We start from the raw sequence: 23,512 nt of genomic DNA on the forward strand, positions 1-23,512 counted from the left end.
CGGATGAGCCATGAGCACCGCGCCGACCGGGTCCGCCCCACGGTTGGGCTCTGCGGGAGGGGAAGCCCTCGCAGAAACCTCCGTCAACGCGCCTCGGCCTGAGCTGAAAGACCCCAGCTAGTGCTGCGTCACGCAACCTCGATCAGGTAATCGGTCCAGGTGCGGATGGGGGAATCGGTGGCGAAGCCGGTCCTGGGTCTGGCTCGGGCGTTGCGCCGGCGGATTTAGGCGGCGATCGTGGCGTTCTGCTCGGCGTGGCTGCGGTGGTCGGTGCCGTTGAGGGTGAAGTAGCGCAGGAACGGCGGCGACCGGGCGCCGCCGTTCCGGTGACGTGGGTGTCAGAGCTTGCCCGCGCCGGAGCCCGCGGTGACCGACGACTTGACCGTGCTGACGTCGTCGGCGGTGTAGCTGTACGGGATCGCGGCGACCGTGCCGTTGACCTCGCACGGGCCGGAATTGGTCAGGGAGTTGTTGCGCGCCACGAGACGTCCGGGATCGGAGTCCGCGTAACCGCTCGCCGACCAGCACGCCTGCTGCACGTTCTCGAAGACGTTGCCCTCAACCAGAAGGCCGGCGTCCATGAGCGAGGCGATGGCGTAGGAGTCGGCGTTGTTGTTGACATTGGTGTAGTAGTTGTTGAACACGTGGACCGTCTCGCCGAAGCGCACCCGCGGGCTGCGTTCGAAGGTGCGGTCGAACCAGTTGTGGTGGTACGTGACGCGGAGGTGGCCGCGGTCCTCGCCGCCGTTGCCGTCGGAGTGGCCGACCAGGGACGTCTTCCAGTGGTTGCGGATGACGTTCCACGACACGGTGATGTAGTCGGCGGCGTGGGTGATGTCGAGCATGCCGTCGTAGTAGTCGGGGTTGTCCTCAATGGTGCTGGACATGGTGTTGTGGTCGATCCAGATGTGGGTGGCGCTCTCGATCTGGATCGCGTCGCCGCCGACCTTGCCGCGGATGTTCAGGTTCTGGATGATCACGTTGGCCGGGCGCATGTCCTCGATGTTGAGCGTGGTCCCGGAGATGCCCGAGGTGGAGCCGACGCCCCGGATCGTCTTGTCCGCGCTGATCTCGACCGTGCCGGTGCCGCTGAGCATGCCGTTGACCAGGATGGTCTTGGCGCCCGCGGACTGCGCCTGGGTGCGGAAGTCGGCGAACGTGCTGACGGTGACCGTGGTGCCGCCCGCGCCACCGGTGGTGCCACCGGCCTGCGCGGCCCAGCCGACGAGCCCGCCGGGCGGTTGCGGCTGCGGTGTGCCACCGGCCTCGAAGTCGAGGTGGTCGATGTTGGGCAGGCCGCCCGAGGTGGTCGGGTTCAGCCGGACGGTGTTGCTGCCCGCGTTCACCGGCACGCTGAACGTCTTGGTCACCCACGTCGACCAGGCGCCGGTGCCCTCGAACGACGGCGACTGCGTGGTCGTCCCGTTCACGACGAGGTTCGCCGGTCGTGTGGTGGTGGTGCCGTTGGCGAACCGCACGCCCAACGTCGCCGTGCCGGCGGCTGCGGCGTTCACCGTGAACTGGACGTAGCCGCTGGTGGAGTTCGTGCCGTTGCAGAACCCGCTGCCGGTGAAACCGGACCAGTTCGAGTCGACCGAGCCGGAGCACACCGCGGGCGAACTCTCCGCCTCGTACCGGGTGGGCGCGGCCTGGGCGGCGGACGCCACCGCGACCAGCGCGCCGGCCAACAAGCCGACGCAGGCGATCAAAGGTTTCACGCGCATAATTCGTCTCCGTGGCGTAGGTAAAACCGATTCCGACGCAGTGGAAGACACAGTGCCCCCTGGTGCTTCATTGCGCCGCAGGACGGGAAATCGCTTTCCAGTCGGATGCTAGGAGGTGGCCAACCGCAGGTCAACGGCCTGGATCGGAAATCGCGCACTGGTCATACTCGTGAACAAAACGGTCATACTCGTGAACCGGGTGCGTGCATTTGCCCGAATGGGCAGGGCCGGGTGAATCGGGGTAGACCGGGCTCGCGGGCCTTGTGGTCGCGGCGACCGCCTCGGCACACTGCACGCCTCCGCTCACCGTTGGGGGACTCCATGCGGACGTTGCTCGTCACCGCACTGGCCGCGAGCCTGCTCGTGGTCGCACCCGAGGCCGAGGCCGCGACGATCGCCTGGCAACCGTGCCCGGACCAGCCCGCCGCCGAGTGCGGCACGGTGTCCGTCCCGCTCGACTGGGCCGACCCGCGCGGACCGAGGGCGGACCTGGCCGTGTCACGGGTGCGCGCCACCGATCCGGCGCGTCGGATCGGCGTGGTGTTCGTGGACGCGGGCGGTCCCGGCGGGTCCGGCGCGGAGTTCGCCCGCGCCCCCTACCTGAGCGCCGAGGTGCGGGCCCGGTTCGACGTCGTCGGCTTCGACCAGCTCGGCACGAACAACAGCTCGGCGATCCGCTGCTCGGCGGAGCTGATGGCCCGGCACCCGGGCGACGACCCGGCGGACGAGGCCGCGTTCGCCGCCCTGGCCGCGCACAACCGCGCGGTGCGCGACGAGTGCCGTGCCCGCCACCCGGTGTTCGACCACGTGGACACGGCCCGTTCGGCGCGGGACCTGGACGCGGTGCGCGAGGCGTTGGGGGAGCGGCGGATCAGCTTCTACGGCATCTCCTACGGTACGCTGCTCGGTCAGCAGTACGCGGAGCTGTTCGGCCCGCGGGTGCGCTCGATGGTGCTGGACGGCGTGATCGACCACAGCGCCGACCTGCGCCGGCTCGTGCTGGACCGGGCCTGGGCGGTGGAGGAGTCGTTCGGCGTGTTCGCCCGGTGGTGCGCGGAGAATGCCACGTGCGCCCTGCACGGGCAGGACGTGTCCGCGGCCTGGGAGCGGGCGCTGGCCGAGGCCGACGGGATCGGGCTGGGGCGGCACAACCTGATCCAGTGGGCGTTCGGGGAGATCCGCGACGGGGCGTGGGAGAGCCTGGCGTCGCTCATCGTGGACGTCGGTGGCCCGCGCGGCCTGTCGTTCGAGCCGAACTACGACTCGCTGCGGTACGCCGTGGTGTGCCAGGACTTCGCGCTGCGGTTCGCGGGCTTCGCCGAGTACCGGGCGCTGCGGGAGGCCGAACTGCGGGTGTCGCCCACGATGCGCGGCTCGTTCCTCGGGCACCAGGAAGCCACCACGTGCATCGGGTTCACCGCCCCGCCGGCCAACCCGCCGCACCGCCTCGACGTCGACGACGCGCCGCCGCTTCTGCTGCTGACCAGCCGGTACGACGTGGCCACGCCCTACCGGTGGGCGCGCGACGTGCACCGGCAGGCGAAGGGCTCGCACCTGGTCACCTTCGACGGCCCCGGCCACGGCGTCTACCACGCCAACGCCTGCACGCGGGCCGCCACCGACTCCTACCTGCTCGGCACGGCGCCCGCCCGCGACGTCACGTGTTGATCACCGGGCAGAACTCGGCGAACACCGCTTGCAGCGCGGCGTCCTGGGCCGCCACCGAGGTCAGGTTGGTGTTGATGGCGACCGTGATCTGCCGGCGCGCGTCGGGGGAGTGCATGGTCCAGGTGTGGTAGCCGGGCACCGAGCCGTTGAAGCCCCAGATCTCCGGTGCGGCGCAGCCCGGCGGCAGCGGGATCCGCATGAGGCCCAGCCCGAACTCCATCCCCGCGATGCCGCTGGGCACGGTCGCGCGCATCTCGGCCAGCTGCGCGGTCGGCACGAGCCCGCCGGTGAGCAGGGCGCGGAAGAAGCGGTTCAGGTCGTCCACTGTGGACACCAGGTTGCCGGAGCCCCAGAACCGGGACATCTCGTAGTCGGTGACGTCGGTCGGCGGCGCGTCCGGGCCGTGCAGCCGCTCGTAGCCACGGGCGGCCGGCCGGTCGACGTGGGGGTAGCGGTAGGGCAGTGAGCTGTCCCGCATCCCGGCCCGGTCCAGCACCCGTCGTTGCAGCGCGGAGTTCAGCGGTTCGCCGGTCAGCCGTTCCACCAGCTTGCCGAGCACCGCGTAGTTGGTGTTGGAGTACTCGACGCCTTGACCGGGCGGGAATGACAGCGGCTTGCCCTCGGTGCCCTGCCGGATCGTCTCGTCCGGCGACTGGTGCCGCCACCGCGTCGAGTCGATCTCCGGCAGGCTGCGCCACCGCTCGGTGTGCGGGATTCCGCTGGTGTGCTGGAGCAGGTGGCGCACGGTGATCGGCTCGGGGTAGGGCAGCAGGCCGGGCAGGCGGTCCTGGACGCGGTCCTCCAACCGGACCCGTCCCTCGCCGACCAACTGCAGCACGGTGGTGGCGACGACGGTCTTGGTGATGCTGCCGGCCCGGAACCGGCCGCGTGGCTTCGGCGTACCGCTGTCGCGGAGGTCACCGACCCCGCTGTACCCGTACCACTGGCCGTCCTGGTCGTGGACGCCGGCGAGGGCACCGGGTGAGCCGACGTCGACGGCGACGTCCAGCGCCGCCCGCACCCCGGCCCGCGACGGCACGACCGAAGCCGACGCGGTGACCGAGGCGGCGGTGAACAGGGCGGTGCAGGCGGCGAGGGTGGCCACCCGGCGCAGGGCGCGGTTCATGCGAGATCCCCCAGGATCCGTCAGGGTCGTGGACCAACCCCGAGCACCCTAGGGAAACCTGACCCCCGGCACGGCCGGAAGGCGTCCAACGGTTCGTGAAACCGGACCCGGCTACCCTTCGCCGCGCATCGAACGGCGGATCTCCTCCAGCTTGTCCAGCCCGGCCTGGCGGCGTGCCTCGAACCGGTCCTCGACCGCCTTGGCCTCCGGGGTGGCCTCGGCCAGTTCCTCGGCGCCGATGCCGGTGGCGACCCGGTTCTCGATCCGGTCCCGGACGTGCTCGAAGGTGGGCACGCCGTCCTCGGTGTAGTCACCGGCCGGCACCACGGTCGGCGCCGCGTCCTCGACGATCTCGGCGTCGATCACCGGATCCTGGTCCCCGTTCATCGCCCAACTCCGTTCGCCGTGCCGACCACGAGGCTACCTCGCGAGCACCGACCGGGCCTCCTCGCGGCACAGCTCACTCCACCGCGCCAGGTACGCCGCCGCACGCCTGCGCACGTGCCGCGGCACCACCTCGTCCAACGCCACCCCGCGCACCGCAACCGCAGCCCTCTCGCGCACCTCCGGCGACAACCCGACCGCCGCCTCCGCACACCGCACCCGAGCCACCGCTGGCAGCTGCCCGTCGCGTGCCATGGCGACCAACTCCAGTGCCGCCTCGGTCGGTTCCAGCAGACCGATCGCCTTGAGCGCTGTCCGGCGCAGCAGCGGGTTCGCTGTGTCGAGCAAGCCACGCAGCACCGCCATCGCCGCACGCCGAGCCGTCGGCGCTTGCTCGATCAGGTTCCGCGCCGACTTGATCCGGACGGTGACCGGCACGTTCTCATCCACCATGAGCGACCGCAGCACTTCCGCGGCCCGCTCCCGCCCCACCACCCCGAGCTGCGCCAGTTCGTACGCCGACCGCCGCCGCAGCACCGGCCGTACTGCCGGGTCGGTCGCGATCGAGTGCAGGACCCGTGCCGCTGCGGCCCGATCCTCTACGTCGTACGGGGCCAGCTTGGTGGCTGCCTGCACCCGGATCGCAGGCGACATCCGCTCGTCATCTCGCATCGTACGCACCCCATCGAGCCCGTCGTGCTGCCGCAACGCATACCGGAACTCCAACCGGTCACGGTCCGACGTGCGCGGCTCGCGAACCACCGCCCGCAGGAACTCCGCGACGGACTCCGGCAACCTCGTGGTGATCTCCACGACGAGCCGCGCCGCTCTCACCCGGTCCCGAGCCGGGAAAGCCTCATCGGTCACCGTCCCCAACGCCTCGTCCAACACCCGCCGCCAGGACCCGGGCGTCAACTGCGCGAGCGCTTTCCGTGCGCCGGAGAGGTCCGCCATGGCCTCCAGCTCCCGCACGGCCTCCGGCACGAGCGCGGCCGACAACCCGGCCAACGCGACTGCCGCCGCCACCCTGTCCGCAGCAGATGTCTCCGGCGCGGCGAGCGCCTCGCGCGCCTCGGCCTCCGCCTCGGCGGCCAGCGGCAGCTCGCCCCGGTAGTCCGCTGTCGGCACCCGTTGGCCGATGGGCAGCGAGCGATCGGCGAGGAGAACGCGTTCCGCCTCCGTCCGCTCGCGCCTGGGGAGGTGTGACACCAGGCGCCGCACACGTTCGCTTCCATTGGACTGCCGGATCAGCGTATTGATGAGGTGGAGGACTTCGTCGACGCCCGAAGGCTTGACGTAGGCCGTCCACTCTGCGCTAGAGGCGCGCTCATTCGCCGTAGCAGCCGGGCCACCGGCGTACTGTCGCAAGAAGGCGACCGCGGTGTGGGTGAAGCGTCGGTCAAGCATCGCGAGGTGATAGGCAGCGGCCTGCCGCCGGGATGACGTCTCCTCATCGGCCTCGACCACGCTTCGGCTGAACGCGATAGCCGTGTCGACCACATCGGGCTCGCAATCGGCCAAAACCCGGTAGGTGCCGCAGCGCGGCACGACGCTGAGAAACGCATCCTCCGCTCGGCGTCGGATGACGCCGAGTGCCTGATCCCGTTCGGTTGGCGCCAAGTGATGCACCAAGACCGCAGCCTTCTGACGCCTGTCGCCGGGGACATCGCGATCGGCCATGACGTCCATCAGCCAAGGCAGGACTTCGACTCCTTGTCGAGCGAGACCGAGCACCGCCGCCTCGCTTACCAAGGGCATCTCCGTGACAATGCGCGTGTGGTCGCTGGGGACGAGTTGGGCCAGCATGGTGGCGGCCTGGGCGCGAACACCCGGCTCGGCTGTGCCGCCGAAGACGACGGTCCGCAGGGCAGCCACCACGTCTTCCCCGTACCCGAAGCCGAGCCGGTCGAGGGCTCTCGCGGTGCGCCAGAGGCTGGTCGCGGTGGCGGAGGCCGCGGACAGCACCTCCCGCAGCGCGCGGGCCAGCGCGGCGCGATTACCGATTCCGAGATCGTCGCAGTGCATGGTCATGAAGGTGTAGTCCAAGCTTGGAACGGTGGCCGAGCGCACCAGGTCGCACAGACCGTCCACGGCGGCGTGGTGGAAAGGCTGGCCGAGCCGGATCAATGCTGCGGCGGCGGAAGTTCGCATTCGGTAGCTGTTCCCGGCGGAGTTGAGCACGGGCAGCAGAGCCTGGGCGATCCGGTGGTGGTCGGCGTCCGAGGTCGCGTACGTCGAAGCGCCGTCGAACACGTCTGTCAGGTGGTGGTCCACCGATCGTGTGGCGTCGAGGAACGCTTCCAGCGCCTCGTCGTGGTACGCCGTGTCGAGGTTGAGCACCGCTCGCCACGCACGCAGCGCCAGCCCGAGGTCGGACTGCGTCCGGGCCAGGGCGAGCAGGGTGGCCTCGGCCTCCTTGTGGAACTGCGGTCCCAATCGCACCAGCCGTTCTGCGGCCATGCACCGGTCTTCCGGTGACAGACCTAGGTCGGAGAGCGCGTGCTGTAGACGCGCGACTGCATCCGCGCGGTGTGGTCCGCCCAGGTTCGCGAGGTTGGACAACGCGGAGACGCGGTCCAGGTCGGTGCTGTGCGGCTCGGTGGTCACCTGCCACAGCGCGCGGGCGGCTTCCGCGTGGTGCTTGGGGTCGAGGTCGGCCAGTTCCTTCGCGGCCCACAGGACGTGGTTCGTGGCCGAGCGGGTGTCCGCGATCACCCGCCGGAGGTGTTCAGCCGCGAGTGCGGCGGCTCCCGGGCCGAACTCGCCCAGCCGGGACGCGCATTGCCACCGCGCGATCGGGGTGAGGTCAGGCTCCTCCAGCATCGCCACCAGGTGGCCGGCCGCGGCGCTGCGGTGCTGTGGGCCGAGTTCGCCGAGTGTCTGTGTCATTCTCGTCCGACTGAGAAGCGAACGGCGTGGGTCGGTGATCAGGGCGGTGAGGGTCTCGGCGGCTTCGGTGGCCAGGTCCGGGCCGAGCGACGCCAGGCCGAGCGCGGCGTCTCGGCGGCCGGTGTTGCTGTCGACGGGGTCGCGCAACACGGCGCGGAAGACCTCGGCGCCGTGGTCGTGGAACTCCGCCCCGATCTCGACCAGCCCGGTCGCGGCCTCGACCAGGTCGTCAGTCGGCGTCTCGTCGCTGGTGGTCAACGACATCAGGGCTTCGACGGCGAACGCGCGTTCGGCCGGGCCGAACGCGGCCAGCACGACGGCCGCGGTGCGGCAGGCGTAGCCGGAGGCCAGGGGGTTGGTCAGCACGGCTCGCAGGCCGCGCGCGGAGGCCTCTCGTTCGCCCGCACCGCACTCCGCCAGTGCCTCGGCGGCGGCGAGGCGTTCGTAGACCGAGGCGGACGGGTGGTCGACCACGGCGGTCAGGTGGGCGATCGCTTCCGCGGTGTGCGGGCCGCGTAACCGGGTCGCCAGCGCCGAGGCCGCCTCGGTGCGGGAGTCGGCGGGCGCGTTGTCGGTGCGCACGAGCGCGACCAGCCAGTCCGCCAGCCCGGGGTGGTGGGTGGCACGGCCCGCCTGGGCGAGGATGTCCGAGCCGGGGTACTGGGTGGTCATCGCCCAGTCCCACACCGTGGCCAGGAACGCGTCCACGACCTCGCGGCTCGCGGGCACGCGCTTGGCCAGCAGGCGGGCGGCCAGCAGGTGGGCCTCGGCATCGGCGCCGTGCAGCCACCGCACCAGCGGGTCGGCCTCGGTGGGGCGCAGACGGGTGTAGTGCAGCAGTACGGAACGGGCGAAGCGGCCGCGTTCCTTCGGCCTGGCCGCGTGCACGGTGCGCACGAAGCCGTCGTGCCCGGGGGTGAACCGCTCGGGGAACTCGCGGGCCAGCGAGGTCGCCGCCAGGTGCTCGGCGAAGCTGTGGTGCAGGAAGCGCAGGTCGTCGCCGCGGATCACCAGCGGGCCGACCGAGACCAGGAACGTCGTCAGCGCCTCGCGCCAGTCGGCGGGCAACGCCGCCGCGGGCACGCGGTCGGCCACCCACGACCGGGCCGCCGACACCAGCGACGTGTCGGTCTCCGAACGGGTGCGGCCCAGGTGCTCCAACAGGCCGTCCCGGTAGGGCTCGAACGGGCCGGTCGTCGTGCGGGCCGACCGCAGGAACTCCAGGTAGGCCTCGTACAGCTCGTACTGGTTGTCGGGCAGCGGCCGGTCGCCCCGGCGGGCGAACACGATCGCGGCGATGGTCGCCAGCAGCGGCACGCGGACCAGTTCGTCCAGGTGCGCCTCGCGGATCTGGCGCAGGAACCGGTCCGCGGTCTCCGCACCCTCCTCGGCGAACCAGTTGCCCGCGAACGACCGCAACGCCTCACCGTCGAACGGCAGCAGTTCGTACCGCGCCGCCCCGATCCGGTACAGCGGCGCCAACGCCGCACCTTCCACCGGCCGGGTCGTCACCACGATCCGGTACGGCCCGTCCGCCGCCCACGACCCCAGCACCGACGCCAGCCGGTCGCGGTCCGCGCCGACCGCCACCTCGTCCAACGCGTCCACCAGCAGCAGCCACCGCCGACCCGCCGCCCGGTCGGCCAGCACGTCCGCGCCGACCGGCCCGCGCAGCAGCGCCCCGTACTCCGCCTGCGCGCTGTCCGCCAACGCCTGCGAGAACGGCAGGTCCAACCGTGACGCCAGTTCGCGCGCGGTCAGCCGCAACGGCACCACCGGCTCGGCCAGGGCAAGGCCGGGTTCGCCGCACCACCCGGCCGCCAGGTCCGCCGCGAGCCGCAGCGACAACGTCGACTTGCCCTGGCCCGCGCCGCCGGTGATCAGCAGGTGGTCGTCACCGTCCAGCGCCTCCTCCACCGCCCGCGCCGGTGGACGCACGGCCACGCGTGGCGCCGGCGGTCGCGGCACCTCCACCAACCGCCCGTGCCCGTCCAGGATCGGCGTCGGCCGCGACTCCGCGTGCGGTTCCTCCGCGCCCGTGCTCAACTCCTGCCGCACGTACACCGTCGCCAACGACGGCCGCCGCGCACCCGGCAACCGGTAGGGCAACTCCCGCGCCGCCCGCACCTGCGCGCTCATCAACGACAGCACGCCGACCGGCAGCTCACCCGGCCGGCCGATCGGCAGTCCACCGAAGTGCAGGTGGACGTCACCCTCGATCACCCCGGCCTGCACGCTCGGCCCGAGAACGTCACCGCCGACGTGGTTCCCGCCCACCGGCCGGCCGTCCTGTTCCACCCGCAACTCCCCGTCCGCCGCACCGACGCGAGTGGTTGTCCACGCTACCGGACCACCCGGCCCCGTCCGGCGCGGTTCGCTGTCCTGCCGGCATCCGTGGCCGAAGCCACCTGGGGAGACTCGGACGCCGACGAACGCGGGCGGGCCGAGCCGGCGCTGTGCCGTTGGTTGCGACCAACCGGGTCCCTCACCGACCGCCGGACCCACGTGACGTGGGAGTCCCTGCAGCTCCACCGGCGGCACGACACCCCGACCGCCGCCGGTAGCGCCGCTCCGACTCGGCCCCGCGACGGGCGTGGGTAGGGTCGGGCGGGTGCGGCCGTTGTTGCTGCTCGACGTCGACGGCCCGCTGCACCCGTTCGCGGCCCGCACCCCGCCCGAGGGGTACGTCGAGCACCGGTGGCGGCTGTCGCGGCTGCCCTGGCGGCGGGTGGTGCAGCGGGTGTGGCTCGACCCGCGGCACGGTCCCGCGCTGCTCGACCTCGCCCACCGCACGGGCGCCGAACTGGCCTGGGCCACGACCTGGGAGGACCGGGCCAACACGACAGTCGGACCGGCGCTCGGCCTGCCGTCGCTGCCCGTCGTGGGTGTCCGGGCGTACGAGGGTGTGGGCGACTGGAAGTTCGGCGCGGTCGGCAGGTTCGCCCGAGGTCGGCCGCTGGCCTGGCTGGACGATGATTTCGACCTGTTCCCGACCGCGCGCGGAAGGTTCCTCGAACGGCGGCGTGACACCCCCACCGCGTTGATCGCCGTCGACCCCGCCACCGGCCTGACCGCCGAGCACTTCGCGGCGGTGGAAGAGGCACTGGGCACGTAGTCCCGCCGCGTTCCTGTCCGGTCGTGTCAGTGACACCCCTTTGGTCCAGACCATAATTTAGGACGACCGCCGCCGCTGTCCATCCCACTCTGACCACTCTGACCCTTCTGACCGGACGCCCCGCCCTCCGATCGGCCCGGCCCGGAGGACGGGGCGTCCGGGGCCATCAAACGGGTGATGCCGCTCGGAGGTGATGCGGCCGGGCGGCCGGGGTGCCATGTTGAGAGGTGACGAAGTGGCGTGCACTCTGGTGGGGGAGCGCGATGCGGCGGACAACGATCGTCCTGCTGTCGGTGGCGGGCCTGCTCGCGGGGTGCCTCGGCCAGCCGCGCGGAGCCGATCCGGAGCGCAACGCCGACGTCAAGGACGTCACGCTCACGATCACCGCCAACGCGGTCGCGGGCGGGAAGAACGCGCGCGGTGCCGACTGGATCATTAACTGGGTGATCCCGCGGTTCACCGAGGAGCAGAAGGCCAAGGGCGTCAACGCCACGGTGCGCTTCGAGCAGAACGGCGCGGGTGACGAGGACTTCAAGACCAAGGTCGCGCTGGACTTCAAGACCGGCGGCGGTGGCGACATCGTGGAGCTGGACGGCATCTGGCTCGGCGAGTTCGCCCAAGCGGGTCACGTCCGGCCGTTGGACGACGTCGTCGGCAAGAGTGAGGTCGACGCGTGGGACGGCTGGCGGCAGATCCCGGACGCCGTGCAGGGGCTCGGCGAGTTCGACGGCAGGCGCTACGGCGTGCCGATGGGCACGGACGGCCGGGTGCTGTTCTACAACAAGAAGCTGTTCGCGCGGGCGGGCCTGCCCACCGACTGGCAGCCGCGCAGCTGGGACGACGTCCTCGACACCGCCGCGAAGCTCAAGGCACTGCCGGGCGTGGTGCCGCTCCAGCTCAACGCCGGCACCGCGATGGGCGAGGCGACCACCATGCAGGGCGTGCTGCCCGCGCTGGCGGGCACCGGCACGACCGTGCACGAGAACGGCAAGTGGCAGGGCGCCACGGCGGGCCTCGAGGACGTCCTCGCGCTCTACCAACGCGTCTACCGGGACGGCCTCGGCGACCCGGTCCTGCAGCAGGAGGCGAAGGGCCGGGACCGGTCGTTCGCGCTGTTCGCCGAGAACAGGATCGGCATCCTGCTGGAGAGCGACTACTTCTGGCGCTCGGTGGTCGAGCCGCGCACCGGCGTGGCCAGGATGGCGGACCGCGACACGGCCGTCGGCTGGGCGCTGATCCCGGCCCGCGAGCCCGGTGCCGGTGTCGGCGGCCAGGACTTCGTCAGCATGTCCGGCGGCGGCGTGCGGGTCATCAACCCCAACACGCAGTACCCGCGCCAGGCTTGGGAACTCATGCGGTTCCTGAACTCGGCCGAGGCGGTCAAGTCGGCGTTGGCGGGCGCCGCGCAGGTCACGCAGCGCACCGACGTGAACGACGAGGTGCTGGCCGGCGACCCGATGCTGGGGTTCGTCGCCGAACGGGTGCTGCCGATCACCCGCTACCGGCCCGGCTTGGCCGACTACCCGAAGGTGTCCGCGGCGTTGCAGCAGGCGACCGCCGACGTGGTGGCGGGCCGCAGCCCGGACGAGGCCGCCCGGTCCTACCACGACGCGCTGGTCAAGGCGGTCGGCGAGGACGCCGTTGCGGGCGGCTGAGGACCGCGACCCGGCGGGGCTGGGCACGGCGCGCGCGATCGGGTTCGTCGCACCGGCGTTGCTGCTGGTCGGCCTGTTCCTGGTGTTCCCGGCGCTGTGGACGCTCTACATCGGCATCACCGACTACCAGCTGACCGGACCGGCCGCGGCCGAGCCGAGCGTCGTCGGGCTCGACAACTTCGCCACCGCGCTGGACGACCCGCTGTTCGCCAACTCGCTCTGGCTGACCGCGCTGTTCGTGCTCGGCTCCGCCGTCGTCGGCCAGAACGTGCTCGGCTTCGCGCTCGCCTGGCTGCTGCGCCGGGTCCGGCCCGCGCTCCGGCGCACCGTCGAGGGGTTCGTGCTGCTGGCCTGGATCCTGCCCGGACCCGTCGTCGCCTACCTGTGGTTCGCCGTGCTGAGCCGGGACGGCGGCACGCTCGGCCTGCTGCTCGGCCGTCCCGAGACGGCGTGGCTGGTCGAGTACCCGATGGTGAGCCTGATCGTGTTCAACATCTGGCGCGGCACGGCGTTCTCCCTGCTGCTCTACACGTCCGCGCTGGCCGCCGTGCCGCCGTCGCACCTGGAGACCGCGCGGCTGGCCGGTGCGGGCGGTTGGCAGACCGTGCGGGACGTGGTGTTCCCGCACATCCGGGGACACGTGCTGACCAACACGCTGCTCATCAGCCTGTGGACGGCCAACGACTTCACGCCGTTCCTGCTCACCGCGGGCGGACCGAACCACGAGTCGGAGGTGCTGCCCGTGCTGATCTACCGGCAGGCGTTGGAGAGCGGGCAGCTCGGGTACGCGTCGGCGATGTCGTTGCTGCTGCTGTTCGGGAACCTGGTGGTGGCGTTGGTGTACCTGCGGCTGTTGCGCAGGCGCGCATGACGCCGGGGTGGGTGGTGCGCCGGATCGGCTTCTACGCGCTGGTCGCGGTGGTGCTGGCGTTCTTCGCGGTGCCGATGCTGTGGCTGGCCGGTGCGCCGTTCGACGCCCGTCCCGGGTTCGGCCTGCGGTGGCCGGAGTGGACGTCGGCGAACGTGCACGCCACGCTGCGCCACCCGTTCGCGGTGCGGTCGCTGGTCAACTCGCTGGTGCTGTGCCTGGTCGCGACCGCGGTGACGACGGCGTTCGCGGCACTGGCCGCCTACGCGCTGTCCCGCGTGCGCATCCCGGGCCGGGACGCGTTGCTGTACGTGCTGCTGTTGCTGTCCAGCGTGGTGACGGGCACCGCGGCCATGGTGCCGCTGTTCGTGCTGATGCTCCAGCTCGGGCTCATCGACTCGCGGTTCGGCACCGCGCTGGTGATCGCGGGCGGGATGCTGCCCGCCGCGATCTTCATCCTGAAGGACTTCGTGGACGCCGTGCCGCGCTCGTACGAGGAGTCGGCGCGGGTGTTCGGCGCGTCACCGCGGCAGGTGCTGGGGCACGTGGTGCTGCCGATCGCCCGGCCGGGAATCGCCACGATCCTGGTGTGGTCGTTCGTCAACGCGTGGGGCAACTTCCTGCTGCCGTTCCTGCTGCTGCGCGACGTCGACAAACAGCCGGCGGCGGTGCTGATGCGGACGTTGCAGGACGAGGGCGGCAGCGCGAACCTCACCGTGATCCCGGTGTTCTCGCTGCTGTACTCGATCCCGGTGGTCCTGCTGTACCTGGTCGTGAACCAGCGGTACGGGTTCCGCTTCCACGGGGGCATCAAGAGCTGATGGCGGGCGTCGAGATCACCGGTGTGTCCACTGTGTACCCGAACGGGGTGCGCGCGGTGGACGCGCTCGACCTGCGGGTGGTGGACGGGGAGCTGTTCGCGCTGCTCGGGCCGTCCGGGTGCGGCAAGACCACGTTGCTGCGCACGATCGCGGGACTGGAGGTGCCCGCGGCGGGCACCGTCACGATCGGGTCGCGCGACGTGACGCGGTTGCCGCCCGGCCGGCGCGGGGTGGCGATGGTGTTCCAGGACTACGCGCTGTTCCCGCACATGACCGTGGCCGAGAACATCGCGTACCCGCTGCGCGTGCGCCGCGCGCCCAAGGCACGGCAACGCGAAGCGGCGTCCGAGGTGGCGGACGGCCTGAGCCTGTCCGGACTGCTCGACCGCAGGCCGGGGCAGCTGTCCGGCGGTCAGCAGCAACGCGCGGCGCTGGGCCGGGCCGTCGCCGCGGGCGCCGACGTGCTGCTGCTGGACGAGCCGCTGTCCAACCTGGACGCCCGGCTGCGGCTGGAGGCGCGGACGTTCCTCAAGCGCTTGCAGCACGACCTGGCGCTCACCACCGTGTTCGTGACGCACGACCAGGCCGAGGCGCTGGCGCTGGCCGATCGGATCGCGGTGATGGAGTCGGGCCGGATCCGCCAGCTGGGCACACCGCGCGAGGTGTTCCAGCGGCCCGCCGACACGTTCGTCGCGAACTTCATCGGCTCGACACCGATGAACCTCGTCGAGGCCACGGCCAGGGACGGTCACGTGGAGTGCGCCGGCGCGAGGCTGCCGGGCCCGCCGGGACTGGTCGACGGCACGCCTCTCGTGGTGGGCGTGCGGCCCGAGTACCTGGCACCGGCCGACGACGGCATCACCGGCGTGGTGTCGACGGTGGAGAACCTGGGCGTGTCGTCGCTGGTGACGCTCGACTGCCCGGACGGCACGCCGATCAGCCTCACCGTGCCGGAACAGCACGAACCCGCCCTCGGCCGCACCCTCACCGTCAACGCCGCGCCCGGCAGGCTGCTGTTCTACGACGCGGAGGACGGCGGACTGCTCGACGGTTGAGCCGGGCCGCCGCCGCGCCGGTGCCCGGGATCCGCACGCCGACGAACGGGTCCACGGTCGCCGTGGCCGTCGCGCCGCACACCGTGCCACGTGACGTGAACCCGCTCGCTCGTCAGCGCACGCGGTCGTAGACCACGGCGATCACACCCTGGTCGCCGGTCTCCTGGTGGGTGACCGTCCACTTCGAACCCGGCAGGCCGTCGTCGAACAGCCGCGGTCCGCCGCCGGCGATCTCGGGGCAGATCAGCAGGTACAGGCGGTCGACCAGGTCGGCGGCCAGGAGCGGCTTGATCACGCTGGCGCTGCTGTTGACCAGGATGTCGCCCTCGCCGTCCGCTTTCAGGTCGGCGACGATGTCCGCGGCGGGTGCGTCCACCACGCGGGCGCGTTCCCAGGGCGCCTCGGTCAGGGTGGTCGACAGGACCACCTTCTCGGCGTCGACCAGCCACTTCGCGTAGGCGCGGTCACGCGGGTCGGCGTTGTCGTCGCCGGCGACGGACGGCCAGAAGCCCAGGAACCCCTCGGCGTTGAGGCGGCCGAGCACCGCCGTCGTCGCGTCCTCGCACATGCGGGTCATGTGGTCGCGCGCGACGTCGGTGACCGCGTACGGGACGATCGCGGCGAGGTCGTGCGGCCCGGCGGGACCGCGGTAGCGCCCGTCGAGGGTGAGGACCAGGTTCGCGGTCACCTTGCGGGTGGTCGGGTTCGTCATGATCGTGCTTCCTTCTCGGTGAACGCCTTGGTGGTGTGCCGGGTCGCGTGGACGACGTCGGCGAGGTTGTCGAGCACCTGGTTCCAGCCGGTCGGGATCCCGGCGATGGACGGGACGGCGTCGACGGTCGTCGCGGTGATGCGCAGGCCGAGCCGGAGCAGCGTGCCCTCGGGGGTTTCGGTGAGCGCCAGGTCGTAGTGGCCGGTGAACGAGACGGCCCCGGCGGCGTCCAGCACGGAGAGGTCGAACACGAGCCGCTCGGGTTCGACCGCGGTGTGCACGGTTCCCGCCGAGCGGTAACGGCCTTCGGCGTCGCGGAAGTCGAGGACGGCACGCCCGCCGGCTCGCGGCTCGATCACGCAGTCGGTGACGGTCATCGACGGCGGTGCCCACCAGGACGCCAGCAGGTCCGGCTCGATCCAGTGCCGCCAGACCGCGTCCCGGGGCGCGGTGAGCACGCGCTCGAACGAGAACCCGCGCCCGTCCGCCCACCGATCCCCGTCCGCGGCCGCGGTCTCCGCCTCGATGGCCTCGCGGTACCGCGCGATGACATCCCGTTCGCCCTGGTGCGCGTCGCCGGTCGCGACCAGCTCCTGCAACCGCCGTGCCAGCGCCTCCAGTGGCCCGGTCTCGACCGCGTACACGCGTCGTTGCCCGAGCGGCGTGACCGTGACCAGGCCGGCCCGGGCGAGGGTCTGGAGGTGCTTGGTGGTCTGCGGCTGGCGGGAGCCGGTCAGCTCGGCCAGTTCACCGACCGTTCGTGGCCGCACGGCGAGGAGCTCCAGGATGCGCCACCGTGCGGCGTCCCCCAGCGCTGATGCGATCCGGTCCATGGGGTGAAGATTCACTCGGCAGAATATTCGTGTCAAGGAATATCTATCGCGAGGTGGCGGCCCGCAGGTCGCGCAACTTCATCGTCGGGGAAGGGCGACATGACGCACAGGCACAGGGCTACCGCCTGCACGCATCAGGCACAGGGCCACCCGCCCTGCTCGCCGTGGGCCGCCGCCCTGCTGGCCCTGGCCGCGGCGATCACGGTGCTGGGCGCGGGCGCCACCGCGGCTTCGTCACCCGGTGCGCGCGGCCGCCGAGCGGCGCATCACGCCGCACAACGCGGACCGCCGACACAACTCGAGGCCGGGGCGCCGCGCCTTCATACTTCCGGCAACAAGATCGGCGCTTCCATTCATCCCCGGACACACGATCACGATCGGGTGATCTACGAACGGCCGCGCGATCACCGCGACACCGCCGACTCGACCGCCGAGATCGGGTGCGTCGGCACCGGGTGCCGTCACGGTACCGGTTCGGGCTCCCGGTCGTGCGGTGGCGTGGGCAGGCGCGGTGGGATGCGTGGTAGTGGCGAACCGGTCGGGATCGGGGCGACCGGGGCAGGTTCGGGTGGCGGGGGAGGCGGCGGTGGCGCCGGTTCGGGGTTGATCGGTCGCAGTCCCGCGTCGTAGTTGACGGTCACCTGGCCGTCCGGGTGGATGGTGAGCGTGCCGGGGCCGATCTTGCCCTGGAACACGTTGCCCGCGCCGTCGATGGCGAAGATGAACGGCGCGCCCTCGCCGGTGAAGTGGACGCCTCCGCCCTTGGTCGGGTTGACCCGGAAGTTCCACGTGTTGCCGCTCATCTCGGTCAACCGGGCGAACAGGACCCGGGTGGCGGCGGCGCGTTCGGCGGGTGGCAGTTCGAGGATCATCCGCCGCACGGCCTCGAACCGGGCGTTGTTGTTCTCGCCCGCGATCGGGGCGGTGTGCGGGTCGAGGCGGGGCCTCGGCACGGGTTCGGGCGGCACGTCGGTCGGTGTGCGCACCGGTTCGCGGACGGGCGCGCGTTCGGAGAACAGCTTCTTCACCCCGCCCGCGACCAGCAGCCCGAGGTTCACCACGCCCTGCGTGCCGCGTTCCCACCGCTCGAACGGCGACATCTCGGTCGGCGAGAACGCCCGCTGCCCGTAGCCCGCCTCCACGATGTACGGGATACCGGTGAGGTCGGCGATGCCCAGCGCGACCAGCCCCATCCCTTCGAGGAAGCCCGGCCCCTCGCCCCGGTGGTCGGCCTTGTACTCCTGCCAGCGCCCGCGGATGCCCAGCCCGGCGCCCACCACCAGCAGACCCGCCAGCACGCCCCAGCCGATCGGGCCCGCCATCAGCAGCCCCACCCCGATGATGATCGTCGGCAGGGACAGGATCAACCCGGACAGGATGCCGCCGAGGACGTCACCGCACTTCTCCCGCAGCCACGACCGCATGGACCCGATGAGTTCGGCGAACCACCGCTGCACGGGCTGCTGGTCGCGGGCCCGCGCCGCGAGCCGCTCGGCCTCGCCCTCGAACCGGGTGGCGCCGTTCTGGCCGCGCGAGCGCGCGTCCGACACCCACGTGCGCTGCGCCTCGCCCGCCCGGTCGGCGGTGCCGGTCAACCCGGCCACGCCCTCCTGGTGCTTGGCGGCCAACGCGTCCGCCGCCTTGGCCGGCAGCCTGTCCAGCTCTCCCCCCACGGCGGTCCGGGTCTGGCCCGCCTGCGCGGTGAACGCGGCCGCGCTCTGCCGCAGCGCCGCGCCCGCCGCCTCGCCCGCGCGGCCCAGCGCCGCGGCGGCCTGGTCGCCGACACCGCCGAGGGACTGCCCGTGGTCGGTCGCGAGCCGTCCCGCGCCCTCCACCAAGCCTCCCGCGGCGTCACCGATGCCCTGCGCCACCTCGTCACCGGCCGTGCGGACGGCGGTCAGGGCCTGCCCACCCGCCGCGTCGGACGCCTCGGCGGACGTGGTCTCGGAGGCGACCAGTGCCGCGAGTGCCCGTGCCTGCTCGACGAGGTTCGTGGCGAGCCTCGCCGCGGTCTCGCGCAACCGGGTCCGGCTCTCCGCCGCCCACGCCTCCAGGTCCGCCTCGGCCGTCCGCCGTCCCGCCCGCAACGAGGCCACGAACCGCTGGTGCCCCTGCACGGCCGACTCGGTGGTGCGCGTGGCGGTGGCGCGCAACGCGGTCGTCGTGGTCGTCGCGCCTTCGGCGACGGCCCGGTCCGCCTCGCTCGCACCGGTCCGGATCTGCTCCGCGGCAGCGGCTTTCGCCGGTTCGTACAGGCTGGTCCGGGCCGCCGCCACCCCGGCACGCACCTGACCCGCGGCCTGCTCGCCCGACCTGGTCAGCTCGGTGGCCGCCTTGCCCGCCACGGCCCGCGCGATGCGTTCCTGCCCGTCCGCGATCTCCGGCTCGGCCGCGCCCGCGGCGGGACGTGCCGACTCCGGCGTCGGCGACTCGCGCACGGCGCGGGCGGCTTCCCGTTCACCGGTGGCACGTGCCTCTTCGCCGAGGGCGTCCACAGTGGACCGGGTGGCCGTCGTGGTGGCCGCGGCCTTGGCCCCGATCGCCGCCCGCGTCCCGGCCGACGCGGTGAGGGTTGCGGCGGCCTGCGCCGACGCTTGGGCGTCGACGGACGTGCGGAGCGTGCGCAGCGCTGACGTGGCGGTCGATTCCTGCGCCTCCGCCGTGGCGGCGATCCGGGCGCGGTGTGCCTGGACCGACTCGTCGACCCGGGCGGCCGAACGCTCGGCGGCCTCGTCCACCAGGAGCCTGCGCTGGTCCGCCTCCCGCACCAGTTCGCCCGGCAGCCCGCGGTCGGGGAGGGAGAGGGGGATCTCCGGCGGCGGCTCGACCTCCTGCCGGGTGGTCGGCGGCCCGAACAGCGACGCGACCGCCGCGTTGCCCGCGGAGCGCTGGAGCACGAGCAGGCCGGTATCCCGGCGGACGGCGACCGATCCGGGCCGCGTGCCGTCGGACGGTTCGGGTGACTCCCGGTGCCGTCGCATCGACCCTCCTGGCGTCGCCTCTACGGCAACACGTGGTGCCTGATCGGGATCAGGACCGGGAGGGCGGCCAGACGGGCAGTCGGAGCTTCCCTCGGGGGCGCGCCGGGGGTTGGGTTGCAGCGGTGAGCGGCGGCGCGTGGAATTACTCATGCGGGCCTGCCGCCGGCGTCGATAACGTGGTCCCCATGGTCGGCTTGCCGCGGGTCGTGGCGGTTGTGTGCGCGGGCTTGTTGCTCGCGTCGTGCGGTGTGCTGGACGGTGTCGGGGAGGAAGGCGACGCGGAGACGGATCGGCAGTCCTCGACCCTGGCCGACGCGATCGGCTACCCGCCGCAGTCCGACGCGACCGGCTTCGCCCGGGCCGCGCTGGGCACCACGCTCGGCAAGTCGGCCGGCTTCAGCGTCTTGCGGGCCGAAGACCTGGCGCACGAAGACCTCGAAGACCCGAGGGCACGCCTGGTCTGGCGGATCCACCGCGACGCGTTCGAGGGCGGCTGGCACCGGACACCGGCGTTCGACGCCTGCTACCAGGTCGACTTCAACTACTACGGCGCCGTCGCCGAGCCGGACCGGGTCACCTGCCCGGCCGACGCCACCCCGATCACGCCGCCGCCGCTGCCGAGGCGGGACATCCCGCCGGACCACATCCCGGCCCTGGAAGCCACCCTCGGCGCGCTGCCCGTGACGCCCGGAGAAGCGGAAGTGCGCACTGCCCTGGCCACCGGCCTGCCCGCACCGCAGGTCGACCCGGAGACGGACCTCGCCCGCATCCCGCCGCAGGTCCTGGTGCACGTCGACGGTTCCGACGTCGGCGTGGCCCTGCTCGCGGACAACCACGGCACCAAGGACTGCGTGCTGGGTCGTCGGGTCGGCGGCGAGGTCCTGGTGTGGTCGCTCAACTGGCGCGACCTGGGTCCGCTGGAGAAGCCGTGCAGCCCGGAGGCCGCGCTGGCTCAACGCCGTCGCTGACGAGCCTGCGCCCCGATCAGCGCCGACGAGTGGCAGCGCCGGGTCCCGGGCCTGCCACCCGGACCACCGTGCCGCCAGGGTCGGTCGCGGCACGGTGGTTGTCCGCCAGGAGCGGAACCACGGTCCCCCGAGGGGGCCACCGGTGTCAGGATGGCGCCATGGCGGACATCCTTCCCTTCCACCAGGAGCGGACCCGCGAGCCGGAGCCGTTGTGGCGGGTCGTGCTGGGACGGAACCTGCGGGCGACCCGGGAGGAGCAGGGCAGCCGGCTGGTCGACATCGCGGAGCGGGCCGGCATCTCGCCGCAGTACCTCTCGGAGATCGAACGCGGGCGCAAGGAGCCGTCCAGCGAGATGATCGCCGCGGTCACCGGCGCGCTCGGGGTGGAGCTGGGCGACCTGCTCGCCGACATCGCGGGCGAGGTCCGACGACGCCGGGCCACGGGCCCCGCGGTCGGCAGGCGCCCGGCGGGACCCGTGCTCATGGCGGCCTGACGGTTCAGGCCCGGTGGTCCAGGACGTGGTCGGCGAGCCCGTAGGCGACGGCACCCGCGGCGTCGAACACGCGGTCCCGGTCGGTGTCGTGCCGCAGCTGGTCGACATCGCGGCCGGTGTGCGCCGACAGGATCCGCTCCAGCTGCGTGCGCACCCGCACCACCTCGTCGGCCTGCAGGATGAGGTCCGGGATGGTGCCGCGGCCCTGCGCCGCGGGCTGGTGCAGCACGACCCGCGTGTGGGGCAGCACGAACCGCTTCCCGGCCGCGCCCGCGGCCAGCAGCACCGCACCCGCCGCGACGGCCTGGCCGACGCACGTCGTCGCCACCGGCGCCTTGATGTAGCGCATGGTGTCGTACAGCGCGAGCATCGCGGACGGGTCGCCGCCCTCGCTGTTGATGTACAGGTTGATCTCCCGTTCCGGGCTGTCCGCCTCCAGGTGCAGCAACTGGGCGATGAGAGCGTTGGCGACGCCGGAGTCGATCGCCGTGCCGAGGTAGACGATGCGCTCCGACAGCAGGTGCGAGTACACGTCCATGATCCGCTCGCCGCCCAGGCCGCGGGTGATGACGTTGGGGATGGTGTAGGTGCTCACGCGCGGACTCCGATCCTCGAGCCGAGCCCCAGCTCGTGCGTGCGCACGGGCACCACTTGGTCGAGGCCGGTGACGACGTGGTCGATGAAGCCGTACTCGAGCGCCTGCCCGGTGGTGAACCACCGGTCGTGCAGCGAGTCGGCGAAGACCCGGTCGATCGGCTGCCCGGTGTCCTCCGAGATGAGCCGGAGCACGGTGTCGCGGGTGTACCGCAGGTCGTCCGCCTGCACCTCCACCTCGACCGCCGACCCGCCGATCCCCGCCGAGCCCTGGTGCATCAGGATCCGGGCGTGGGGCAGGGCGAAGCGCTTGCCCGGCGTGCCCGCGGACAGCAGGAACTGCCCGGCGCTGCACGCCAGTCCCAGCGCGAGCGTGGCCACGTCGCACGGCACGAGCCGCATCACGTCGCGGATGGCCAGCATCGCCGGGACCGAGCCGCCCGGCGAGTGGATCCACAGCGCGATGTCCTTGTGGGGGTCCTCGCCGGCGAGGGACAGCATCCGGGTGGCGAGCACGGTGCCGTTGTCGTCGTCCAGCGGGCCGTCGAGGACCAGGACCCGCTGGGCGAGGAACCGTTCCCGGAGCCGGTGGTCGAACAGCCGGTGCCTGTCGTTGTCGGTCATGCACCGACCATGCCGACGACCCGGTGCCGTCCGCCGGTTTCTCCGCTGTGAGCAGATCAGCTCTCAGCAGGACCCACGGCCGCCTCAGCCCGCCTGTCGGCTGAGGTGTTCCCACTTGGCGAGCTCGGCCGTCCGCGCCCCGGTCAGCTGCCCGACCATGTCGTAGGCGGCGCCACCGAGGATCAGCCGCTTCGGCGGCTCGGGCAGGTCGACCACCTGCCGGAGGACCGCCGCGGCGAGCTTCGGGTCGCTGTCCTCCGACTCTCCCCACAGCTCCTGCAGCCACGTCCGCAGCGGCGCGTAGGCGGGGTTCTCCTCGGTCATGGTCAGGCCCCGGGTGAACAGGCTGGTCTCGTAGCCGCCGGGCTGCACGATGGTCACCTTGATCCCGAACCGCTCGACCTCCATCGCCAACGCCTCGCTCATCGCGTCCAGCGCCGCCTTGCCCGCGCTGTAGAGGCCGGTCGACGCGAAACCGCCGGCCGATCCCATCGAGGACACCTGGAGGATGTGGCCCGAGCCCTGGGCCCGCAGCAGCGGCACCACCGCCTGGTTCACCCACAGGGCACCGAAGAAGTTGGTGTCCAGGTGGGCGCGGGCCTGTTCCTCCGTGACCTCTTCCAGCATGCCGAGCATCGCGCCGCCGGCGTTGTTGACGACGACGTCGAGCCGGCCGAACGCCGCGTGGGCCCGCTCCACGCCCGCGACGACCGCCTGCCGGTCGGCGACGTCCAGCGGGAAGACGACCAGCCTGCCGCCGGACCCGTCGACTAGCTCGGCCAGCGGCGTGATGTCGCGGGCGACGCCGACGACCCGGTCGCCCGCCGCCAGTGCGGCCTCGGTGAACGCCCGACCCAGTCCGCGCGAGGCGCCGGTGATGAACCAGGTGCGGGGTTCGGTGTGTGCGCGTGTCATGCCATCTCCTCAGAGCTGAGACGAGACGTCTCGTCTCGATGCGGCATACTGTGGCACGGCACCGAGCCGGAGTCAAGACGGACCGT

General features: G+C 72.3%; 18 protein-coding genes. 8 read left to right on the forward strand and 10 right to left on the reverse strand.

From position 1 onward, the window contains the following. Positions 1–338: 338 nt before the first annotated feature. Entirely contained in the window at positions 339–1,724 is a 1,386-nt protein-coding gene (locus B0I31_RS39365) for a pectate lyase family protein (protein ID WP_106620480.1), read from the reverse strand. 321 nt (positions 1,725–2,045) lie between these two features. On the opposite strand from B0I31_RS39365, the gene B0I31_RS39370 reads away from it, so the two are divergent. After that, positions 2,046–3,392, forward strand: coding sequence for an alpha/beta hydrolase (locus B0I31_RS39370; protein ID WP_106620481.1), 1,347 nt, complete (start codon positions 2,046–2,048; stop codon positions 3,390–3,392). Here the strand turns inward: B0I31_RS39370 and B0I31_RS39375 are convergent. The 3 genes from B0I31_RS39375 to B0I31_RS39385 all read right to left on the reverse strand — a co-directional run bounded on the left by B0I31_RS39375 (position 3,382) and on the right by B0I31_RS39385 (position 10,089). Beyond that, on the reverse strand, positions 3,382–4,518 hold the full coding sequence (locus B0I31_RS39375) for a serine hydrolase domain-containing protein (RefSeq protein ID WP_106620482.1): 1,137 nt from the start codon (positions 4,516–4,518) through the stop codon (positions 3,382–3,384). The genes B0I31_RS39370 and B0I31_RS39375 overlap by 11 nt on opposite strands. A gap of 111 nt (positions 4,519–4,629) precedes the next feature. After that, entirely contained in the window at positions 4,630–4,905 is a 276-nt protein-coding gene (locus B0I31_RS39380; RefSeq protein ID WP_106620483.1) for a hypothetical protein, read from the reverse strand. A 33-nt stretch (positions 4,906–4,938) separates the two neighbouring features. Further along, positions 4,939–10,089: an NACHT domain-containing protein gene (locus B0I31_RS39385; protein WP_106620484.1), complete on the reverse strand. Its 5,151-nt coding sequence runs from the start codon at positions 10,087–10,089 to the stop codon at positions 4,939–4,941. A gap of 313 nt (positions 10,090–10,402) precedes the next feature. Between B0I31_RS39385 and B0I31_RS39390 the strand changes: the two genes are divergently transcribed. The 5 genes from B0I31_RS39390 (at position 10,403) to B0I31_RS39410 (ending at position 15,305) form a co-directional block, all read left to right on the forward strand. After that, a complete protein-coding gene (locus B0I31_RS39390; protein ID WP_106620485.1) occupies positions 10,403–10,906 on the forward strand; it encodes an HAD domain-containing protein in 504 nt (167 codons plus the stop codon). Between the two features lie 263 nt (positions 10,907–11,169). Continuing rightward, entirely contained in the window at positions 11,170–12,561 is a 1,392-nt protein-coding gene (locus B0I31_RS39395) for an extracellular solute-binding protein (protein WP_106620486.1), read from the forward strand. After that, positions 12,548–13,432 (forward strand): carbohydrate ABC transporter permease, encoded by an 885-nt coding sequence (locus tag B0I31_RS39400; RefSeq protein WP_106620487.1) that lies wholly within the window; start codon positions 12,548–12,550, stop codon positions 13,430–13,432. Before B0I31_RS39395 ends, B0I31_RS39400 begins: the two co-directional genes overlap by 14 nt. Next, on the forward strand, positions 13,429–14,250 hold the full coding sequence (locus B0I31_RS39405; RefSeq protein ID WP_106620488.1) for a carbohydrate ABC transporter permease: 822 nt from the start codon (positions 13,429–13,431) through the stop codon (positions 14,248–14,250). Before B0I31_RS39400 ends, B0I31_RS39405 begins: the two co-directional genes overlap by 4 nt. Then, positions 14,250–15,305, forward strand: a complete 1,056-nt coding sequence (locus tag B0I31_RS39410; protein ID WP_106620489.1) for an ABC transporter ATP-binding protein — start codon at positions 14,250–14,252, stop codon at positions 15,303–15,305. Before B0I31_RS39405 ends, B0I31_RS39410 begins: the two co-directional genes overlap by 1 nt. Positions 15,306–15,417: 112 nt before the next feature. Here B0I31_RS39410 and B0I31_RS39415 read toward each other — a convergent pair whose 3' ends face one another. The 3 genes from B0I31_RS39415 to B0I31_RS39425 all read right to left on the reverse strand — a co-directional run bounded on the left by B0I31_RS39415 (position 15,418) and on the right by B0I31_RS39425 (position 19,831). Further along, the gene (locus B0I31_RS39415; protein WP_106620490.1) at positions 15,418–16,017 is read right to left on the reverse strand and encodes a dihydrofolate reductase family protein; all 600 of its coding nucleotides are present in this window, start codon (positions 16,015–16,017) and stop codon (positions 15,418–15,420) included. Further along, positions 16,014–16,850: a metalloregulator ArsR/SmtB family transcription factor gene (locus B0I31_RS39420; protein ID WP_106620491.1), complete on the reverse strand. Its 837-nt coding sequence runs from the start codon at positions 16,848–16,850 to the stop codon at positions 16,014–16,016. Before B0I31_RS39420 ends, B0I31_RS39415 begins: the two co-directional genes overlap by 4 nt. 461 nt (positions 16,851–17,311) lie before the next feature. Further along, positions 17,312–19,831 (reverse strand): hypothetical protein, encoded by a 2,520-nt coding sequence (locus B0I31_RS39425; protein ID WP_106620492.1) that lies wholly within the window; start codon positions 19,829–19,831, stop codon positions 17,312–17,314. Between the two features lie 185 nt (positions 19,832–20,016). Between B0I31_RS39425 and B0I31_RS39430 the strand changes: the two genes are divergently transcribed. Next, positions 20,017–20,799 carry a hypothetical protein gene (locus B0I31_RS39430; RefSeq protein ID WP_106620493.1) on the forward strand — a complete coding sequence of 261 codons (783 nt, stop codon included), beginning with the start codon at positions 20,017–20,019 and terminating at the stop codon, positions 20,797–20,799. Between the two features lie 158 nt (positions 20,800–20,957). Continuing rightward, entirely contained in the window at positions 20,958–21,293 is a 336-nt protein-coding gene (locus B0I31_RS39435) for a helix-turn-helix domain-containing protein (RefSeq protein ID WP_106620494.1), read from the forward strand. 4 nt (positions 21,294–21,297) lie between these two features. On the opposite strand, the gene B0I31_RS39440 is transcribed toward B0I31_RS39435, so the two are convergent. From B0I31_RS39440 to B0I31_RS39450, 3 genes are all read right to left on the reverse strand, one after another. Next, positions 21,298–21,888: a ClpP family protease gene (locus B0I31_RS39440; protein WP_106620495.1), complete on the reverse strand. Its 591-nt coding sequence runs from the start codon at positions 21,886–21,888 to the stop codon at positions 21,298–21,300. Further along, positions 21,885–22,511, reverse strand: coding sequence for a ClpP family protease (locus tag B0I31_RS39445; RefSeq protein WP_106620496.1), 627 nt, complete (start codon positions 22,509–22,511; stop codon positions 21,885–21,887). The genes B0I31_RS39440 and B0I31_RS39445 overlap by 4 nt, the downstream gene beginning before the upstream one ends. Before the next feature lie 84 nt (positions 22,512–22,595). Continuing rightward, positions 22,596–23,426 (reverse strand): SDR family NAD(P)-dependent oxidoreductase, encoded by an 831-nt coding sequence (locus B0I31_RS39450; RefSeq protein ID WP_106620497.1) that lies wholly within the window; start codon positions 23,424–23,426, stop codon positions 22,596–22,598. Positions 23,427–23,512 lie beyond the last annotated feature (86 nt).

It is taken from the genome of Saccharothrix carnea (genome assembly GCF_003014735.1).
Classification (GTDB): Bacteria; Actinomycetota; Actinomycetes; order Mycobacteriales; family Pseudonocardiaceae; genus Actinosynnema; species Actinosynnema carneum.